15 protein-coding genes and 2 tRNA genes are annotated in these 16,273 nt (G+C 62.4%); 5 read left to right on the top strand and 12 right to left on the bottom strand.

Annotated features, from left to right (window positions below):
- Positions 1–71: 71 nt before the first annotated feature.
- The 6 genes from ACT2FV_RS23355 to ACT2FV_RS23380 form a co-directional block, all read right to left on the bottom strand.
- Positions 72–2,039 (bottom strand): caspase family protein, encoded by a 1,968-nt coding sequence (locus tag ACT2FV_RS23355; RefSeq protein ID WP_444504892.1) that lies wholly within the window; start codon positions 2,037–2,039, stop codon positions 72–74.
- Entirely contained in the window at positions 2,036–2,674 is a 639-nt protein-coding gene (locus ACT2FV_RS23360) for a hypothetical protein (protein ID WP_444504893.1), read from the bottom strand. The genes ACT2FV_RS23355 and ACT2FV_RS23360 overlap by 4 nt, the downstream gene beginning before the upstream one ends.
- A 62-nt stretch (positions 2,675–2,736) precedes the next feature.
- Positions 2,737–3,312 (bottom strand): recombinase family protein, encoded by a 576-nt coding sequence (locus ACT2FV_RS23365; RefSeq protein WP_444504894.1) that lies wholly within the window; start codon positions 3,310–3,312, stop codon positions 2,737–2,739.
- Between the two features lie 240 nt (positions 3,313–3,552).
- Entirely contained in the window at positions 3,553–4,755 is a 1,203-nt protein-coding gene (locus tag ACT2FV_RS23370; protein ID WP_444504895.1) for an AAA family ATPase, read from the bottom strand.
- 234 nt (positions 4,756–4,989) lie between these two features.
- Positions 4,990–5,121 carry a hypothetical protein gene (locus tag ACT2FV_RS23375; protein ID WP_444504896.1) on the bottom strand — a complete coding sequence of 44 codons (132 nt, stop codon included), beginning with the start codon at positions 5,119–5,121 and terminating at the stop codon, positions 4,990–4,992.
- A gap of 436 nt (positions 5,122–5,557) precedes the next feature.
- Positions 5,558–5,634 (bottom strand) — tRNA-Pro (locus tag ACT2FV_RS23380).
- A gap of 161 nt (positions 5,635–5,795) precedes the next feature.
- Between ACT2FV_RS23380 and sixA the strand changes: the two genes are divergently transcribed.
- Together sixA and ACT2FV_RS23390 are read left to right on the top strand one after the other, a co-directional pair.
- Positions 5,796–6,257, top strand: a complete 462-nt coding sequence (gene sixA / locus ACT2FV_RS23385; RefSeq protein WP_444504897.1) for a phosphohistidine phosphatase SixA — start codon at positions 5,796–5,798, stop codon at positions 6,255–6,257.
- A 159-nt stretch (positions 6,258–6,416) separates the two neighbouring features.
- On the top strand, positions 6,417–7,223 hold the full coding sequence (locus ACT2FV_RS23390; RefSeq protein ID WP_059606381.1) for a GNAT family N-acetyltransferase: 807 nt from the start codon (positions 6,417–6,419) through the stop codon (positions 7,221–7,223).
- Positions 7,224–7,431: 208 nt separating this feature from the next.
- Here ACT2FV_RS23390 and ACT2FV_RS23395 read toward each other — a convergent pair whose 3' ends face one another.
- Positions 7,432–7,602, bottom strand: a complete 171-nt coding sequence (locus ACT2FV_RS23395; protein WP_162840567.1) for a hypothetical protein — start codon at positions 7,600–7,602, stop codon at positions 7,432–7,434.
- Positions 7,603–7,737: 135 nt separating this feature from the next.
- Here ACT2FV_RS23395 and ACT2FV_RS23400 point away from each other — a divergent pair, with 135 nt between their 5' ends.
- On the top strand, positions 7,738–7,929 hold the full coding sequence (locus ACT2FV_RS23400; protein WP_444504898.1) for a hypothetical protein: 192 nt from the start codon (positions 7,738–7,740) through the stop codon (positions 7,927–7,929).
- Between the two features lie 25 nt (positions 7,930–7,954).
- On the opposite strand, the gene ACT2FV_RS23405 is transcribed toward ACT2FV_RS23400, so the two are convergent.
- The 5 genes from ACT2FV_RS23405 to ACT2FV_RS23425 all read right to left on the bottom strand — a co-directional run bounded on the left by ACT2FV_RS23405 (position 7,955) and on the right by ACT2FV_RS23425 (position 13,489).
- The gene (locus ACT2FV_RS23405) at positions 7,955–9,325 is read right to left on the bottom strand and encodes an MATE family efflux transporter (RefSeq protein ID WP_444504899.1); all 1,371 of its coding nucleotides are present in this window, start codon (positions 9,323–9,325) and stop codon (positions 7,955–7,957) included.
- A gap of 10 nt (positions 9,326–9,335) precedes the next feature.
- Positions 9,336–9,662, bottom strand: coding sequence for a DUF2288 domain-containing protein (locus ACT2FV_RS23410; RefSeq protein WP_444504900.1), 327 nt, complete (start codon positions 9,660–9,662; stop codon positions 9,336–9,338).
- Positions 9,663–9,750: 88 nt separating this feature from the next.
- Positions 9,751–11,370, bottom strand: coding sequence for an acyl-CoA synthetase (locus ACT2FV_RS23415; protein WP_444504901.1), 1,620 nt, complete (start codon positions 11,368–11,370; stop codon positions 9,751–9,753).
- 378 nt (positions 11,371–11,748) lie between these two features.
- Positions 11,749–12,441 carry a peptidoglycan DD-metalloendopeptidase family protein gene (locus ACT2FV_RS23420; protein ID WP_444504902.1) on the bottom strand — a complete coding sequence of 231 codons (693 nt, stop codon included), beginning with the start codon at positions 12,439–12,441 and terminating at the stop codon, positions 11,749–11,751.
- 136 nt (positions 12,442–12,577) lie between these two features.
- Positions 12,578–13,489 carry an aldose epimerase family protein gene (locus tag ACT2FV_RS23425; protein WP_151047827.1) on the bottom strand — a complete coding sequence of 304 codons (912 nt, stop codon included), beginning with the start codon at positions 13,487–13,489 and terminating at the stop codon, positions 12,578–12,580.
- 485 nt (positions 13,490–13,974) lie between these two features.
- On the opposite strand from ACT2FV_RS23425, the gene ACT2FV_RS23430 reads away from it, so the two are divergent.
- Both ACT2FV_RS23430 and ACT2FV_RS23435 read left to right on the top strand, forming a co-directional pair.
- A complete protein-coding gene (locus ACT2FV_RS23430) occupies positions 13,975–14,805 on the top strand; it encodes an undecaprenyl-diphosphate phosphatase (protein ID WP_059606402.1) in 831 nt (276 codons plus the stop codon).
- Between the two features lie 183 nt (positions 14,806–14,988).
- Positions 14,989–15,065: transfer RNA gene (locus ACT2FV_RS23435), tRNA-Arg, on the top strand.
- The last annotated feature ends 1,208 nt before the right edge of the window (positions 15,066–16,273 follow it).

Consider the following 16,273-nt stretch of genomic DNA (forward strand, 5'->3'; position numbering starts at 1 on the left):
AGCGCGGTGGTCGCCGTTTAATCATACAGAGCAGATGAAACGTTATGGGGACAACGGTCGCGCAGGCACTCCTACCGCACCGAAGGCGAGCGTGACTCCGACAGCCGACCCGGCGACCCATTGTCGGATTCTTCGTCGTCACACCGCAAATTTGTACCAGCATCCCTTGTGGGTAGACTCTCCAAGCAGAACCATGGGACTCGGTCAGGGTATAAAAATGAAGCCAAGATCGTAGCTGCGGCTATAGTGTCTGTTGACGGTGTTAGAGCAGATCGTGGCCAGAATCGGCTCAAATCGGCCACACGGAAAATGTCGTAGCCTATCGACCACACCAAGTTTTGCCCGCTGCTCATCATATCTTGACCATACTCGGAAAATATAGGGTTGATATACGCAGTGAGAGGCACGCCATCCAGTTTCCATAAATCGTGGTCGAAAACGTCATTGAGGCAAAGCGTTGGAGCGATCCTCATCAATACCGTCAACGTTTTATTGGGGCGCTCGATAAGATCGGAGAATTGGGAATACTCGTTTTCGCGTCGTGCAAGCAAGTAATCGAGCGTCGACTCTGGTGGAATATCGCAGCGCGCTAGACGGCCTCGGCAGTTGACAATTGAATTGAACAACAGGCCCGCCAGTTTGTCGGCTTGCTCGTCCAAGCGAAGATGCGCGGCACGGGATAGCGCAACGGCCCAATAAGGCGCTTGAGCGTCGCTCATCGTGACTATCGAACCTGTGTAATGTTCAAGTAGAAACTGCAAGAGTTCCGAGAAGAGTGCATCGGCAGTCGTTCGTCGAGGGTCATCGATCTTGTATAGTCCCGGTGACGCCGCCGTCCAACCCAGCACCTTTGCCACTCGCAATGGCAGATAGAAAAGTTCAGAAAGACCTCCTCCTCGTTTAGCGAGAAGCGCATAGCGATCACTGGTCAAATCATCCAACAATTTCGAACCGGCAGCAATCAGCTTGTCTCCAGTCGTCTCCAAGAAACGTGTTATCGCCCGCTCTGGTAGTTCAGACTGGAGATGCGGCAGCAGACAGACTGCAAGCGTTGCGCTCACTTGCGCCTTCCTGAACACGTCGTCGGAATATTCAGCGCGCTCAAGTACAGCGTCACCAAAACGCTCCAGAAACCCAGCAAGCAAGTCCGGAGTTGAGGTGAGCGGCGATAAGGCTCGCGTCACCACATCGGCGAATGACCTCGGGTGCCACTCGTCACTCACCGACGCATATGCACGCCAAAGATCGTCGTAGCGCTCCCTAGCCGCGCCCATGTCGTTGCCCGGCCATGATTGTACGATCTCACGCAGTGGTTTTGCGGGGTCTTTCCCATAGCGTGGATTACGGCAAAATCTCGGAGGGCCGTAAAGATTCAATCCCCATACGACTGGGGATTGGTCCGTTTCCCTGAGTCGATTCGAAACGCATCTTCCTATTTCAACAAGGTCTAGGACGCTTGCCGTGTCTTGCACGAAATCCCGACCCTCTATGCAGTCTAAAATCGCGTTTGTACCGAAGCCGCCCAAATCAGTTTCCCCCGAAAACTGATTCTGTGCAGACGTTGCCACCAGCGTAATGCCGGGTGTACCAGCGTCGCCAAGCATGTCGGCCTTGAGTAGGACCCCAAGATCGGCAATCAATCCACCACTCTCACATGCATCGATGATGATATTGCTTTGCGTCGGCGCAGCCTCATTAATGCTTCGAAATACGTCAGAAAGAGAAAGGGCGGTTATGGATTGTGCGTCCGACTGAGTATCCCGAATCCACATGTAGAAGCTTCCGGCTCGCACCCCACCATGCCCGGCGAAGAAAAACGTGAATGTATCAACTTTACCGTTCGAGAAGAGAATTTCACGTAGAGCCTGACGGACAGCATCCACCGATGGCGAAAGTAACAGCTTGGAACGCGTTTCGTCGTAATCGCCGACATCAGGGCGAACGAGTACGTCGTACATCCTCCGGGCGTCTGCCTCGGCACCGCTGAGGTGAGTAGCGTGATCGTATTCGTTACATCCAATCGAAAGCAAAATTCTCACGTATCGTCCCCATAGCGGACAAATTTGGCCTTACGTTCTATTTCCCGGGCGACTGCCTCTTCTCTCTTTCGAAGCAAAATATCGTCGACGCGCTGCTTGAATTCGGGCGAGGCGGCGCTCAAAGCGTTCGTCATACGAGAAACAGCTTCCGGCCCCGCGTGAATTTGAGGGAGCGCCACCTCTCCGTTTCGATTCGCAATCAACTCAATTTTTTCTATCATTTCAAGGAATGCGTTTTCTATCGAACCCGCAGCTTGCGCATCGATTGTGTTGCCTGTCTGTTCACAAGCAGACGATACTGTCGAATAGAGCATGGTGGCAAACTGACGATGCATTGAGTCAAGAAGGCTTTGGATATTGCGATGAATAGCATCAAGGTCGTTATCCACCAAATCTTGAAACTGCGTCTCGACCATCGAAGAGTGTTGCCGAGGTTGCCCGACAACCGCTTCCGGAGCGCCGGGGTGTACCCAGCCACCGCGGTGGAGAAAACGGAGCGAATTCTCAGCGGACATGTATTGACCAACGATTCTCTTATGCTGCTCAGATACTAATCGCAGAAAGGCTTCGTCGAAGGCTTCAGCCCCCGCTTCATCAACAAAATAGTCGTGATCGCTTGCTGGCTTATCTTCCATATATGGGTGCCTCCGTGCATTCCATTGCGGAAATCGGTATGTCGCAAACTATACAATTCCAACTAGCCGCGCTGGGCCACTTTCAGTATGGTTGGGTGCGACACCGCATATTCCTTCGCAAGTCCTCGGGCGGTGGCACCTGTCGACAGTTTCTGCAGAATCTCGGTCTTTTGCTCCGTCGTTAGAGCGTCTCTGCGGCCCAGTTTCTTGCCCTCGGCTTTCGCGCGCGCCAGTCCGGCATGTGTGCGCTCAATGAGCAGGTCCCGCTCGAACTGGGAAACGGCCGCAAGGACCGTCATGTGCAGTTTTCCAGATGCGCTTATCAGATCGACGCCCTTAAGCGCAAGGCAATGGACGTGGACCCCCATCTCGGCCAGCCGCTCGACCGTCGCGAGCACATCGGTTGTGTTACGGCCCAGCCGGTCTAGCTTAGTGACGACGAGCGTATCGCCATCGTCCAACCGTTCCAGCAGCTTCGAGAAGCCGGGGCGCTCGGCGGCTGGCACGCTGCCGGAAATGGTCTCCATGACCGTGTGGCGCGGCTGAATGGCGAAACCCGCGCTGCTGGCTTCCAGCAGTTGGTTGTCGGCGGTCTGCTCGGCCGTGGACACGCGAGCGTAGAGGAACGTGCGGGACATGATTTTCACCGGTAAACAAACGTGGAAATCATATTATACGGTAATCAATCCTCCGGACTTGAATTGCTTACCACCACCGGCGCGCTTCCCGCAGCGGTCAGAAACCGGACGATTGATTTCCACGTTGCTTCGCGCGGTCGGGCCCCCCCAAAAAAACGGAAGTGAGCATGGACGAAATGAACCGCCCGAAAGCTGCCGGTCGACGCCGCCGCAGTTGCATTATTTCCCGGCTGAACATTGTCAGGCTGCAGCTGGCGCCGCCGCTCTCACGTCTTCAATGAGCCCTGGTCGGCGAGCCACGAGCCACTCGCGCAGTTCTGCAACGTAGAGATCCCAGACCGGCGACAGGGCCGCGACGTTGACAATGGCGCTCAAGCCTACAGGTCGGTGCACATTGAGCGTCTGCACGATGAGCTCGATGAACGAGTGAGTGTCGTCGACGGCCTCGATTCCCCCTGCGAGATCGATGATTTCGTTCGCCCCCTCATCTTGCTGCTGGGGCAAGTTGCGGATCATCCTGTGAAGTTGGGCCTCTGGCGCAAGGGGGGCATCTGCTTGAGCGCAGAGTTTTCTGATGCCTTGGAGGCAGCGTTGTCGGCGTGCCGCCGCATGTGCTTCCGTGCCGCTCAGTACGGCGTTGGCGCGTTCGAGCTGAAGCTCCTGGGTCAAGTACAGGTCACCATCGAGCAGGAACAACTGACTGTTCACATCGTGTCCGCCGGAAAGGATAAGACCAGCGGCCAAGGTGAAGCAGTTCGTTGCTGCCCCGTAGCGGGTGATGTTGGCAACCCGCTTCATTCCCTGCCTGAACAGTTCGTGTTCGACGATGGCGAGAGCCATCTCGTCTTCGACGAAAATCTCGAGGGGACGATCCTGTTGCCCGGTCAGGCGCCGAAGCGCGTCAGGCTTGGTGTTGGAGAAGCAGTAGGTCTTGGTCTGCGCGGGCGTGGGCGGCACTGTCGGCGGCGGCACGGTCTTTACCGTGTGAATATGCTTAATGCTCACCATGTCCGTCAGCTCAAGGATCGCTTCCCGGTGGGTGGTGAAGACGATCTGCAGCGATTTCTCCTGTGCTCGCTGGAATAAGATGCCGATCAACTGCGTCAGTGCGGCGGTATGCAGCAGCAGGTCGATTTCATCGATCAAGATGAGCCCGTATCTAGGCGCGTTGAATACAGCCGACAGAATTTCCAACACGCGCTGCTCACCGGCGCCCATTGCGAGTGCGGAGTATCGGGTGCCGTCCAGAGCAAGACCTGGATATCGACGCCCCATATGAGCCCGATGAATATTCAACTCGTTGTAGGCGCGATTGAAGACCGTCCCCATCTTGGCCATGATCAGGCCAGCATCAGCGTGAGCTTCTGTCTGGTAGTTGATCGCAGACGTATAGCTCTCTTCTTCGATGCGCGGCACGCAAGACTTAATGCCGATGAAGCGCAAGTGACGCTCCGGACGATTCGCATAACGCGGAGACCAACGGTCGGTGCTCTTGCGATACTCAGTTCTGACGTTGAGAAATTGATTGGCACCCTCCCGGTGAGAGTGGACCATTTCAAGGGAGCTTCCTGCCCACGTCGCGTCCGTTGTGGGCGTGAAGAAGTCCCGGAATTGCCAGTTCTCTTGATCCGCTCCCTCTGGTGGCTTGTAGCAGCAGGCCAAGGCGTGCAAGATTGTTCACTTGCCGCAGCCGTTCGGACCCAAGATGGCCGTAAGGGGTTTTTCGTCAAATCGAATCTCGTCAAGCGATGAAATTCCCTTGAGCTTCTTGATACTCAGGCTGTGCGTCACCTGCTGACTGACTGGCATGCTGCGTTTTGTCCTTATGTAAGCCGCGCCATCCGGCCAAGCCTTCCCCGAATCCGGTCTGGTCGTCGCCTTTGCGGATTACATCGTACCATCGCAAAGCGCCCTAGCGAGCGGAGTTGGACGAGAGCCCGTGTGTTCCCACTAAGGTTGATCGCCACACAGAGGAAGAGGATGGGAAGTGCGCGCACGCGTTGGCGTATCAGCCACAGAGCGACCCTTAGCGCCAAAACGCCCCAATGCATAGATAGAGATTAGCGATGGCGATGAACACCGGGCCGCCGTTGACCGGGGCGTAAAACGTGCGAAGTCCGATAAGGTACGACGCAAGTCCGTAGCGCTTTGGATCGTGCGATCCATTTTCCGGTAACGGAACGGTAGCGAGGAGCAAAAAAGAAAAGGGGTTACAAGCAAACAGCTTGTAACCCCTTGATTCCTTTGGTCGGAGCGATAGGATTCGAACCTACGACCCTCTGATCCCAAATCAGATGCGCTACCAGGCTGCGCTACGCTCCGACGAGCCAAAGATTCTATCGTCTAATGGGTAACTGGGTCAATCACGTTTTGCATAAGGCGCACGTCATCACGAAACGCTCACGATTGGCGACAATTCGAAGCGTGATCGTCCGGCCTGCGAGCGTGCGGCCGGATCATTCGTCGAAGCCTGGAGAGACATCATGATGAACCTGATCCTGTGGCGCCACGCCGAAGCCGAGGACTACGCGGCAAGCGACCTCGCACGCCAGTTGACGGCCCGCGGGCGCAAGGAAGCGCAGGCCATGGCCAAATGGCTGCGTGGCCGGCTCGAGTCGAGCAGCGTGATCCTCGCCAGCCCGGCGGCGCGCACCGTGCAGACCGTCGAGGCGCTGACCGACCAGTACCGGACCGTCGATGCGCTCGCGCCGGGCGGCAGCGTCGACGACGTGCTGGCGGCCGCCGGGTGGCCCGACGGCATCGCGCCGACGGTCGTGATCGTCGGGCACCAGCCGACGCTCGGCAGCGTCGCGGCGCAGCTGATCGCCGGCAACGACGACAGTTGGAGCGTCAAGAAGGGCGGTATCGTGTGGCTCGCGAGCCGCACGCGCGACGGCAGCCGTCAGGCCGTGCTGCGCGCGGTATTGACGCCAGACCTTGTCTGAAGGGGTTCGAAGGCATTGATCATACGGTTTCGCAGGCTTTCTGCTAAAGTCAATTCGGCGACACGTCATTGAAAGGACACGGTCGTGCCACAGAACGGTAACGACCGGTTACTACATTGGCTGGCATGTCGTCCTATTCCTTACGATCAGGAAAGCCTAATGCGAGAACTGCCGACGCCTACGCTCCCCTTTGCCTCGCTTCCCCTCGACACGTCACGGCGTCACCTGCCGCGCGCTGCTGAAACCGTCACATCCGAGTTCCGTCTGCGGGCCGCCTGGGCCCGCACGGAAGACGAACTGCGCGAGGCCCAGCGCCTGCGTTACACCGTGTTCGCCGAAGAGATGGGCGCGCAGGTCAGCGGTCCATCCGGTCTCGACGTCGATCCGTTCGACGCCTATTGCGATCATCTGCTGGTGCGCGATCTCGACACGCTGAAGGTGGTCGGCACGTACCGTGTGCTGCCGCCGCACCAGGCCGCGCGTGTCGGCCGTCTCTACGCCGAAGGCGAATTCGACCTGTCGCGCCTGACGCACCTGCGCGGCAAGATGGTCGAGGTCGGCCGCTCGTGCGTGCACAGCGACTACCGCAGCGGCGCCGTCATCATGGCGCTCTGGGGCGGTCTCGGCGCGTACATGATGCAGAACGGCTACGAGACGATGCTCGGCTGCGCGAGCGTGTCGATGGCCGACGGCGGGCACTATGCGGCGAACCTGTATCAGTCGCTGCCGGCCAACTCGCTGACGGCGCCGGAATACCGCGCGTTCCCTCATACGGCGCTGCCGGTCGACGAACTGCAGACGGGCACCGTCGTCGCACCGCCGCCGCTGATCAAGGGCTACCTGCGTCTCGGTGCGAAGATTTGCGGTGCGCCGGCGTGGGATCCCGACTTCAACTGCGCGGACTTCCTGACGCTGTTCCGGCTGTCGGACATCAATGCCCGCTACGCCCGGCACTTTCTGGGCTGAGCCATGTGATCGCGGCGCGCTGCTCAGGCGCGCACGCAAGCGAACGCCGTCGCACGGCAGATTGCCGCGCGACGGCGTTTGACCGTTCCGAGGAAGTTGTTCTATCCGGCCCTGTTAATTTGGGCGGTACGCGCTGCCCACCGTGCACGCAGGCGCACGTTCGGAGCAGGCCGCGCAAGCGGCGGCCCGGACGACAGGGCGGGCTTGCCTAGTGCTTGCGCCGCCAGTCGAGCAGGTGGTGTTCGGCCATCCAGTGATGGATCATTCCTTCGCCGCCGTGGCTGCGCTTGTATTCGCGCGACTCGAAATAGGACAGGGCGACGAGCACCATCAGACCGATGAACAGACCGATCAGGCCGGCGATTTCTTCAGACGACATGGCAGCCTCCTTTCAACGGCACAGCGCCATGGGTACATGGTAGAACATGCGCGGGACAACCCCTAACCCGGAATTCCGCTAGACTCGGCGCGGTCCTGGCGCGCGATGGGCGCGCCGTTTTCCGGAGCCTCATCGATGACCCGTTTCATGCTGGCCGTGCTGGCCGCGTCCGTTCTCGCCGGCTGTTCCGGCGATCCCCGCCAGGCCCGCCGCGGCCACCCGCCGCAAGATCCGGCCGATTACCACGGCGTGCCGACCGACATGACGCCACCGTCGATGCTCGGTGCGCCTGGGCCGTCAGCACCCGCACCCGCATCCGCGCAATGACGAAACCGGCCGGCCTGAGTGGCCGTCAGGTGCCGGCTGCGGGTGCGTCGGCGCCGATTCGCCGCGTCAGCGCCGGCAGGTAGCGCGCGAGCGTCGCGCCGCGCGCCACCATGAACAGCAGCAGCGCGAACCACAGCCCGTGATTGCCGAACGGGCCGACAGCCGCCAGCGTCGCGGCAATGAAGATCGCGAACGACACGACCATCGCGCGCATCAGCGATTGCGTCTGCGTCGCGCCGATGAACACGCCGTCGAGCAGGAACCCCCATACGGACACGATCGGCGAGATCGCCGCCCACGGCAGGTATTGCAGCGCGACCGCGCGGATCCCGGCCTGGTCGGTCAGCCGTGCGACGATCCAGCCGCCGGCCGCCCAGTAGACGAGCGCGAACAGCAGCGCGCCGAGCGCGGACCACAGCAGCGTGACCCGCACGGCCCGCCGGAATGCGGCGCGGTCGCGCGCGCCGGCTGCGGCGCCGACGAGCGCCTCTGCCGCATGCGCGAAGCCGTCGAGCCCGTACGCCATGAAGGTCTGGAAATTCAGCAGCAATGCGTTGGCCGCGAGCGTCGCGTCACCCTGTTTGGCGCCCAGGTGCGCGAACCAGCCGAACGCGCCGAGCAGGCACAGCGTGCGAAGGAAGATGTCGCGATTGAGCGCGATCAGCCGCTTGAGCGCCGCGCGATCCGCCAATGCACCCGCGGCCAGCGGCGCAAGGCCGCGCGGGCGCAGTTGCCATAGCATCCATGCGCCGAGCGCGAAGCCGCACGCGTCCGCGGTCGCGGTCGCCGCACCGATCCCGGCGATACCCCAGCCGAAGCCGTACACGTACAGCAGCACGGCGCCGATGTTCACCGCGTTGATGAAGACCTGCGCGACGAGCGCGAGCCGCACGCGCTGCACGCCGAGCAGATAGCCGAGCACGACGTAGTTCGCGAGCGCGAACGGCGCGCTCCAGATTCGTGCGTGGCCATAGGCCAGCGCCGTCGCGCGGACGGCGTCGCTGCCGCCCAGCGCGGTCAGCGCGAACGACAGCAGCGGCACCTGCAGCGCGAGCACGGCGGCGCCGAGCGCGAACGCGACGATCAGCGCGCGCAGCACGTTGAGCCGGATGCTGGCGGCGTCGCCGGCGCCGTGCGCCTGCGCGACGAGGCCGGTCGTGCCCATGCGCAGGAAGCCGAAGCCCCAGAACACGAAGTTGAAGAACAGCCCGCCGAGCGCGACGCCGCCGAGATACTGCGCGCCGTCGAGGTGGCCGGCGACGGCCGTGTCGACCGCGCCGAGGATCGGCTGGGTCAGGTTCGCCAGGACGATCGGGAAGGCGAGCGCGAGGACGCGCCGGTGCGAGACGGTGGCCGACCCGGTGCCGGCGCCGTGCGGTAATGCGGATTCGGACATGGCGAACGCGTCAGGCGCGTTCCTGCACGCAGACCCACGGCGACACCACTACCGCCCACAGCTCCGGATTGCGCGCCGCGAAGTCGGCGGCGGTTTCCGCGGGCATGCGCGCGACGAGACCGGACGACAGCCAGCGCGTGACCTGTTCGGCGTCGTCGCCGGCGATCGCTTCCGCGACGCTGACGAGATCGAGATCGTGTGCGACCGACAGCAGCTTGCCCTGCGCGAAGAAGCGCTCGAGGTCGCACCAGTCGATCTTGGCGGTTTCGCCGAGGAGTTTGGCGTAGAGCGGGCTGTGCGACGCGCCCGCGGCGGATTCGTGTTGGTCGGAGGACATCGGTCGTGTACTGAAAAGACTGCGTGGGCGCCACTATAAACCATCCGGGCGCGCGGCCAGCCACGCGGCGCGGCGGCACGCGCCCGGTTCATGCGTCGCGCAGCGCGCGGCGCACGATCTTGCCGGTTGCCGTCATCGGCAGGCTGTCGACGAACGCGATCGCGCGCGGGTACTCGTGCGCGGCCAGGCGCGTTCGCACGTGGGCCTGCAGTGCCTGCACGAGCGCGTCGTCGCCGACATGGCCGGGGTTCAGCACGACGAACGCCTTGACGATCTCGGTGCGCGTCGGATCGGGCACGCCGACGACGGCCGCCATCCGCACCGCCGGGTGCGTGAGCAGGCAGTCTTCAATCGGCCCCGGCCCGATCCGGTAGCCGGCGCTCGTGATCACGTCGTCGTCGCGGCCGACGAATCGCACGAAGCCGTTGTCATCGATGGTGCCGGTGTCGCCGGTGAGGAGGTAGTCGCCCGCGAACTTGTCGCGCGTCGCGGCGGGATTGCGCCAGTATTCGAGGAACATCACCGGGTCGGGGCGACGCACCGCGATGCGCCCCTCGACGCCGGGCGGGAGCGGCGTGCCGTGCTCGTCGACGATCGCGACCGCATGGCCGGGCACGGCCTTGCCGATCGCACCGGGCTGCGCGTCGAACAGCGCCGCGCATGACGACAGCACCATGTTGCATTCGGTCTGTCCGTAGAACTCGTTGATCGTCACGCCGAGCGCGTCGCGTCCCCAGGCGGTCAGTTCGGTGCCGAGCGATTCTCCGCCGCTCGCGACCGATTTCAGCGCCAGCGCATGGCGCTCGCGCGGCGCGGGCACCGCGCGCATCAGCTTCAACGCGGTCGGCGGCAGGAACGCATGGGTCACGCCGTGCCGCGCCATCAGCGCGAACGCGGCTTCGCCGTCGAACTTCTCGAAGCGGCGCGCGAGTACGGGCACGCCGTGGTGCCATGACGGCAGCAGCACGTCGAGGAGCCCGCCGATCCACGCCCAGTCGGCGGGTGTCCAGAACAGGCGCGCGTCCCGCGGAAAGCATTGCTGCGACATCTCGACGCCCGGCAGGTGGCCCAGCAGCACGCGATGCGCATGGAGTGCGCCTTTCGGCTTCCCGGTCGTCCCGGACGTGTAGATGATTACCGCCGGGTCGTCGGCGGCGGTGTCCGCCGGCACGAAATCCGGCGATTCGGCGGCGAGTGCGGCGTCGAATCGCAGCACGCCGGGCGCATCGGGCGCATCGTCGCCGATGCAGTAGCACGTGCGCAGCGCCGGCAGTTGCGCGCGCAGCGGCGCGATCTTCGCGTAACCGGCCGCGTCGGTGACGAGCGCGGCGGCTTCGCTGTTCGAGAGCCGGTATTCGAGCGCGTCGGCGCCGAACAGCGTGAACAGCGGCACCGCGATCGCGCCGAGTTTGTACGCGGCGAGATGGGTGATCGCGGTTTCGGGGCCCTGCGCGAGGAAGATGGCGATCCGGTCGCCGCGTTGCAATCCCGCACGCGCAAAGCTGTTCGCGAGCCGGTTAGAAGCATTCCTCAGGTCGTCGAACGTGAGGTGGGACACGTCGCCTTGCGTCGTTTCGTGAATCAGCGCGAGCCGTCCGCTGCCGTCGGCCCACTTGTCGCAGACGTCCACGCCAATGTTGTAACGGGCCGGAACGTCCCACGCGAAGCGGGAGAGCAGGTCGTCGTAGCGGTCGGCGGCGGGTAGCATCGTGTGTCTCCTTGGCGTCGATCGTCGGCATTGGTCGATAGATTACATCGGCATTTCACGCGACCGAAATCACAATGGCGCCTGATGGATAGGGAATGTGCGGACTCGTCCAACGGGGGCGGCTCAGTGCACGATTCCGCCATGACGCATAAGATCATGACAAAACAGTGATGAGACCATGGATTTGCTTCTGATAGCTGCGGGGTTCAGCCTGTTCGGAATCGGTGCGCTGGTGGCGTTTGCCAGCCGCGTCGATCCGTTGTCGGGCCGGTTCACCGGCCGTCTGCGCAAGCGCTGACACAACCTTACCGATCTCCCTCGCGACGACATGCGATGCATGCCGGCATCGCGTGTCGTCCTCCTTCGGCGGCGGTGTGCTCAGCGCGCGGGCAGGTAGCGCGCCGGATCGATCGAGCGGCCGCCGTAGCGCAGCTCGAAGTGCAGCGCGACGCGATCGCTGTCGCTGTTGCCCATCTCCGCGATCGTTTGCCCCTGCGTGACCGACTGACCTTCCTTCACGAGCAGCGCACGGTTGTGCGCGTAGGCCGTCAGGTAGTCGGCATTGTGCTTGAGGATGATCAAGTTGCCGTAGCCGCGCAATCCGTTGCCCGCGTAGACGACGGTGCCCGGTGCGGCGGCCAGCACCGGCGTGCCCGTGGCGTTGGCGATATCGATGCCCTTGGATTTCGAGCCGTCGAAGCTGCGCACCACGTTGCCGGCGGCCGGCCAGATCAGCGCGATGCTGGTGGCCGGCTTGACGGCCGATTCGACCGGCGCCGAAGGCGCGGGGCGGCTGCGGCCCGCACTGCCGGTGCCGGTGGTCGATGCGGCCGTCGTGCCGGGCGGCGGCGCGACGCGCAGCACCTGGCCGACCTCGATCGCGTCGGGATTCGTGATCTGGTTCCAGCGCACGATGTTCGCCATCGACGTGCGATTCTCGCGCGCGATCTTGTAGAGCGTGTCGCCGCGCTCGACGCGGTAGTAACCCGGGCCGACGGGTGCGGAGCCACACGCGACGAGCAGTGCGGCGCAGGCGGCCGCGAAGAGCCGCTTCGTTGTTGTTCCGAACATTGAACCTCGCAAAACCCCGCCGCGCGCGATGCGGCAGGCGATACAAAACGTCCGATTTTAACGGGTTCGACCCGAGCACCGCAGTTTCGGGCCGCGGGCGCGGCCGGCGCGCACCGGTTCGCCCGTGCGGCCGACGTCAGCCGGCGAGCGGCAGCACGCGAATCCGCAGCGATGCCGTTTCGGTCGCGCCGGGTGCGAGCGTGCGCAGCCCAAGGCCGTTGTGGATCGCGTCCGGCAGGCCGAGCCACGGCTCGACGCAGTAGAAGTCCGATTCCGGCTTTTCCGTCCAGGTCGTGACCGCGTACCACGGGATCGAGCCCGGGACGTCGAGCGCGATCTCGATCGTGCGGCGGCGGCCCGGCATCACGATGCGCACCGGCTCGGACGGCGCGCCGTCGAGGCAGTGGAAGCGGTCGAGAATGTCCGGATCGCCGAGGCTGTACGATGCCTCGCCGGGCTCGAGCGGGCTGATCGAGCCGTCGGCGCGCTGCATGCAGCGGCGCGTCGGCGGCAGCTCGAGCGTGGTTTGCGCGCGCTCGCCGTGCGGCAGCGCGAAGTAAAAATGGTGGCCCGCGTAGTAGGGCAGCGGCGTGTCGCCGCGATTGGTCGTGGTGAGCGCGACGTCGAGCGTGTGGGCATCGGCGAGCCGGTAGGTCGTCTCGAACCGGAAATCGAACGGGTAGCTGTCGCGCAGCGCGTCGTTCGCATCGAGCGTCATCGACAGCGCGGCGCCGTCGGCCGACGGTTGTGCCGCGAACGGGAGGTCGCGCGCGAAACCATGCATCGGCAGGTCGCGGACCACGCCGGCGGCATCGCGCCAGCGGCCCAGTTCGCCGTCGACGCGATGGCGGCCGAGGAACGGGAACAGCAGGGGATTGCCGCCGCGCACGCGCGCGAGGTTGCTCCAGTCGGCGGCTTCCGGCCAGAAGATGACTGGCTCGTTGTCGACGTGCCACGACAGCAGGCGGCCGCCGAATTGCGGGGCGACCCGGACGAGCGACGGGCCGGCGTGAAGTTCATGAATGTCGTGCTGCTGGAAGATCGGCATGGCGAATCGGTATGAACGGGTGGACGGGTGCGCGATGGTGCGCTCCATTATCGGGCCGCGAGGCGGTCGGGGAAAACCCTTCTCGGGGAAATCGCGAGTTTTTCAGACTGCCGACGGTCTGGATAATGGCGTTAAACCGGTGATGTTGCCGGGTCATGACACTTCGTGGAGGGGGCCATGGATCTGGCAATGGCAATGGGTATCGCACTGTTCGGCATGTTTACCGGCAGCACGGTATTGTTTTTCTATCAGCTCGGCCGCTGACGGCAATTTCTGCCGGAATCGAAAGGCCCGCCATGCAAATGGCGGGCTTTTTGCTTTCTGAGTGCTTACAAGTTGCAAGCGTTTGTGTGCATTGCCGCAATAACCGGCCAAATGCCTTGGCGCAGTAATCCTGGCTGGGCATAATCGGGGCGCGTTTTTTCGGACGCGCGATGCGTCGTCCGCTTTTCTACCCGATTGATCATCACTAAAAGGACCGACGCGTGAGTCTCTGGTTTCTGATATTCCTGAGCGTCCTGCAGGGCGTCACCGAACTCTTCCCCGTCAGCAGTCTCGGCCACACGCTGCTCGTGCCCGCACTGTTCGGCATGCACATCGACAAGCACGCACCGCAGTTGCTGCCGTTCCTCGTCGCGCTGCACCTCGGCACCGCGCTCGCACTGCTGTGGTACTTCCGCGCACGCTGGATCGCGCTGATCAGCGGCTTCTTCGCGCAGCTCGGCGGCCGCAAGAACGACGACGGGCACCTGATGTGGGCGCTGATCATCGGCACGATCCCGACCGGGATCGTCGGCCTGCTGCTCGAGAAGCGCATCGAGCGCGTGTTCCATGACCTGCGGATCGTCGCGATCGCCCTGATCATCAACGGCGTGCTGCTGTGGGTCGGCGATCGGATCCAGCGCAGCCGTGCACACCAGCCGCCCGAGAAGATGACGTTCAAGCAGGCGTTCTTCGTGGGCCTCGCGCAGATCGGCGCGCTGATCCCGGGTTTTTCGCGCAGCGGGCTGACGATGATCGCCGGTAACGCGGCGGGGCTGACGGCGGAAAAGGCGGCGGAGTTTTCGTTCCTGCTCGGCACGCCGATCATTTTTGCGGCGGGCGTGCTGGAACTGCCGAAGCTGTTCCATGCACGCGACCAGCTCGCGGACGCGCTGCTCGGTGGCGTGCTGACGGCGATCGCCGCTTATCTGAGCGTGCGGTTCTTGATGCGCTATTTCGAAGGGCGCGGGCGGCTGGCGTCGTTCGGCGTGTATTGCGTGATTGCCGGAGTGTTTTGCCTCGGGTGGTTCATGCTGCATCCGCAGCCGGTTTGACGGTTGCGGTGCCGGTTGCGCGTCGCGCATGATATGACGCGATGATCGGGTATAATTTCGGGCTCGGCTCCATGCCGGGCCCGTTTCGTTTCGGGGCTTAGAGTCCGGTTTGTGCCGTGTTGTGCTCGAAGCCTTTCGCGTCAAATGCGGCCCGGGTTGTGTGGCCGTGTCTTTTCCCCTCGACCGCCCTTAGCTCAGTTGGATAGAGCAACGGCCTTCTAAGCCGTAGGTCACACGTTCGAATCGTGTAGGGCGGGCCAGTGAAATCAGCGTGTTAGCTGATATTTTCAAATTCCCCATCCTCTGTCGGCATGCTCGTATAGGCAGCACGTAGGTGTTTGTAGTCAACTCGGATCGTGACCAATCCATGTGACTGGCTGGCCGCACGCGAGACAGTGGTGAGTGTCCAGCATGTTGTCATCGATTGCGCCACCGACAGCGGAACCGGCGGCGCAGCCTGCGACGCTGCCGACTAGCCCGGCGATTACTGCGCCGGCGAGGCCACCGAACACGGTGTCGATCTGGCCGGCGATCGAGCCGACGACCTCGTCGGTCTTTGTACCCGCGAACGCGGCGGCTGTACCGCCCGTGGCTCCCGCAACGCTGTTGCTGCGCGCCGGCGGGGGAACGACGGGCGGATGAGGGCATGTCGGCCGGCGAGCCAGTAGAAGCCCGTCGCGAACATCGCGACGAGCGCGAGGCCCAGCCCGATCAGCACAAAGGTAAGGGGATCAGAGATCACGGAAACGCCTGAGCGATGTGCGCCGATGAGGAAATGCTCGACGGAGCGGCCGTAGCTGGCCGGGCTCAGGACGGTGATATGTGATTTAAAAATTCTGCCTTCCGGAGGCGAGCATGGCGCCTGGCGAAAGTCCTGTTGCAAATTGGAGACATGCGCCATCGCACGGGCGTCTACCGCTACTAGTCGATGATCAGTGGATTAACGGCGGCGAGAAATGTCAATTGGCTAGATTTTGATTTTTCCTATCTCAATAGCCGGCGTGGCTTTGTTGTAGATCTTCGGAAGAACGATGAAATCTCGCAGGGCTCTTCCACGGAGATGTGTCTGGCGCTCCTTGCTGACGTGCGAGCTGTCGAAATAAATCGATATTTATTGAGTTGATATGGGAGTGGTAGCACCCCCTTTTGCCTGATGGTCTCTTGGAGAATTGCTCTATTTTTGATGCGCGATTTTCTATTGGATAACCTTTTCGAAGTGTCAAATTTTTGTTTTTAGAGGGATTGGATTGCGCGTATTTGATTTGAATATGCCGTGATCGCGGATCGTGCAGCAACGGCGGGCGAGCGCTCACGGCTGGGCATATCGGTGCGGCATTGCAATTTCTGACAATCTGCTTTCGAGTGTTTTGATAAATTGCGGCGCGAGAGACCAATCATTACGCCGCTAACAAGTGAAGAAACGAGAAACTTCGGCAGCGTTGATTTCGGCGTTGGCGAGTGTTTCTGC

The organism is Burkholderia sp. PR2 (assembly GCF_052372875.1).
GTDB lineage: Bacteria > Pseudomonadota > Gammaproteobacteria > Burkholderiales > Burkholderiaceae > Burkholderia > Burkholderia diffusa.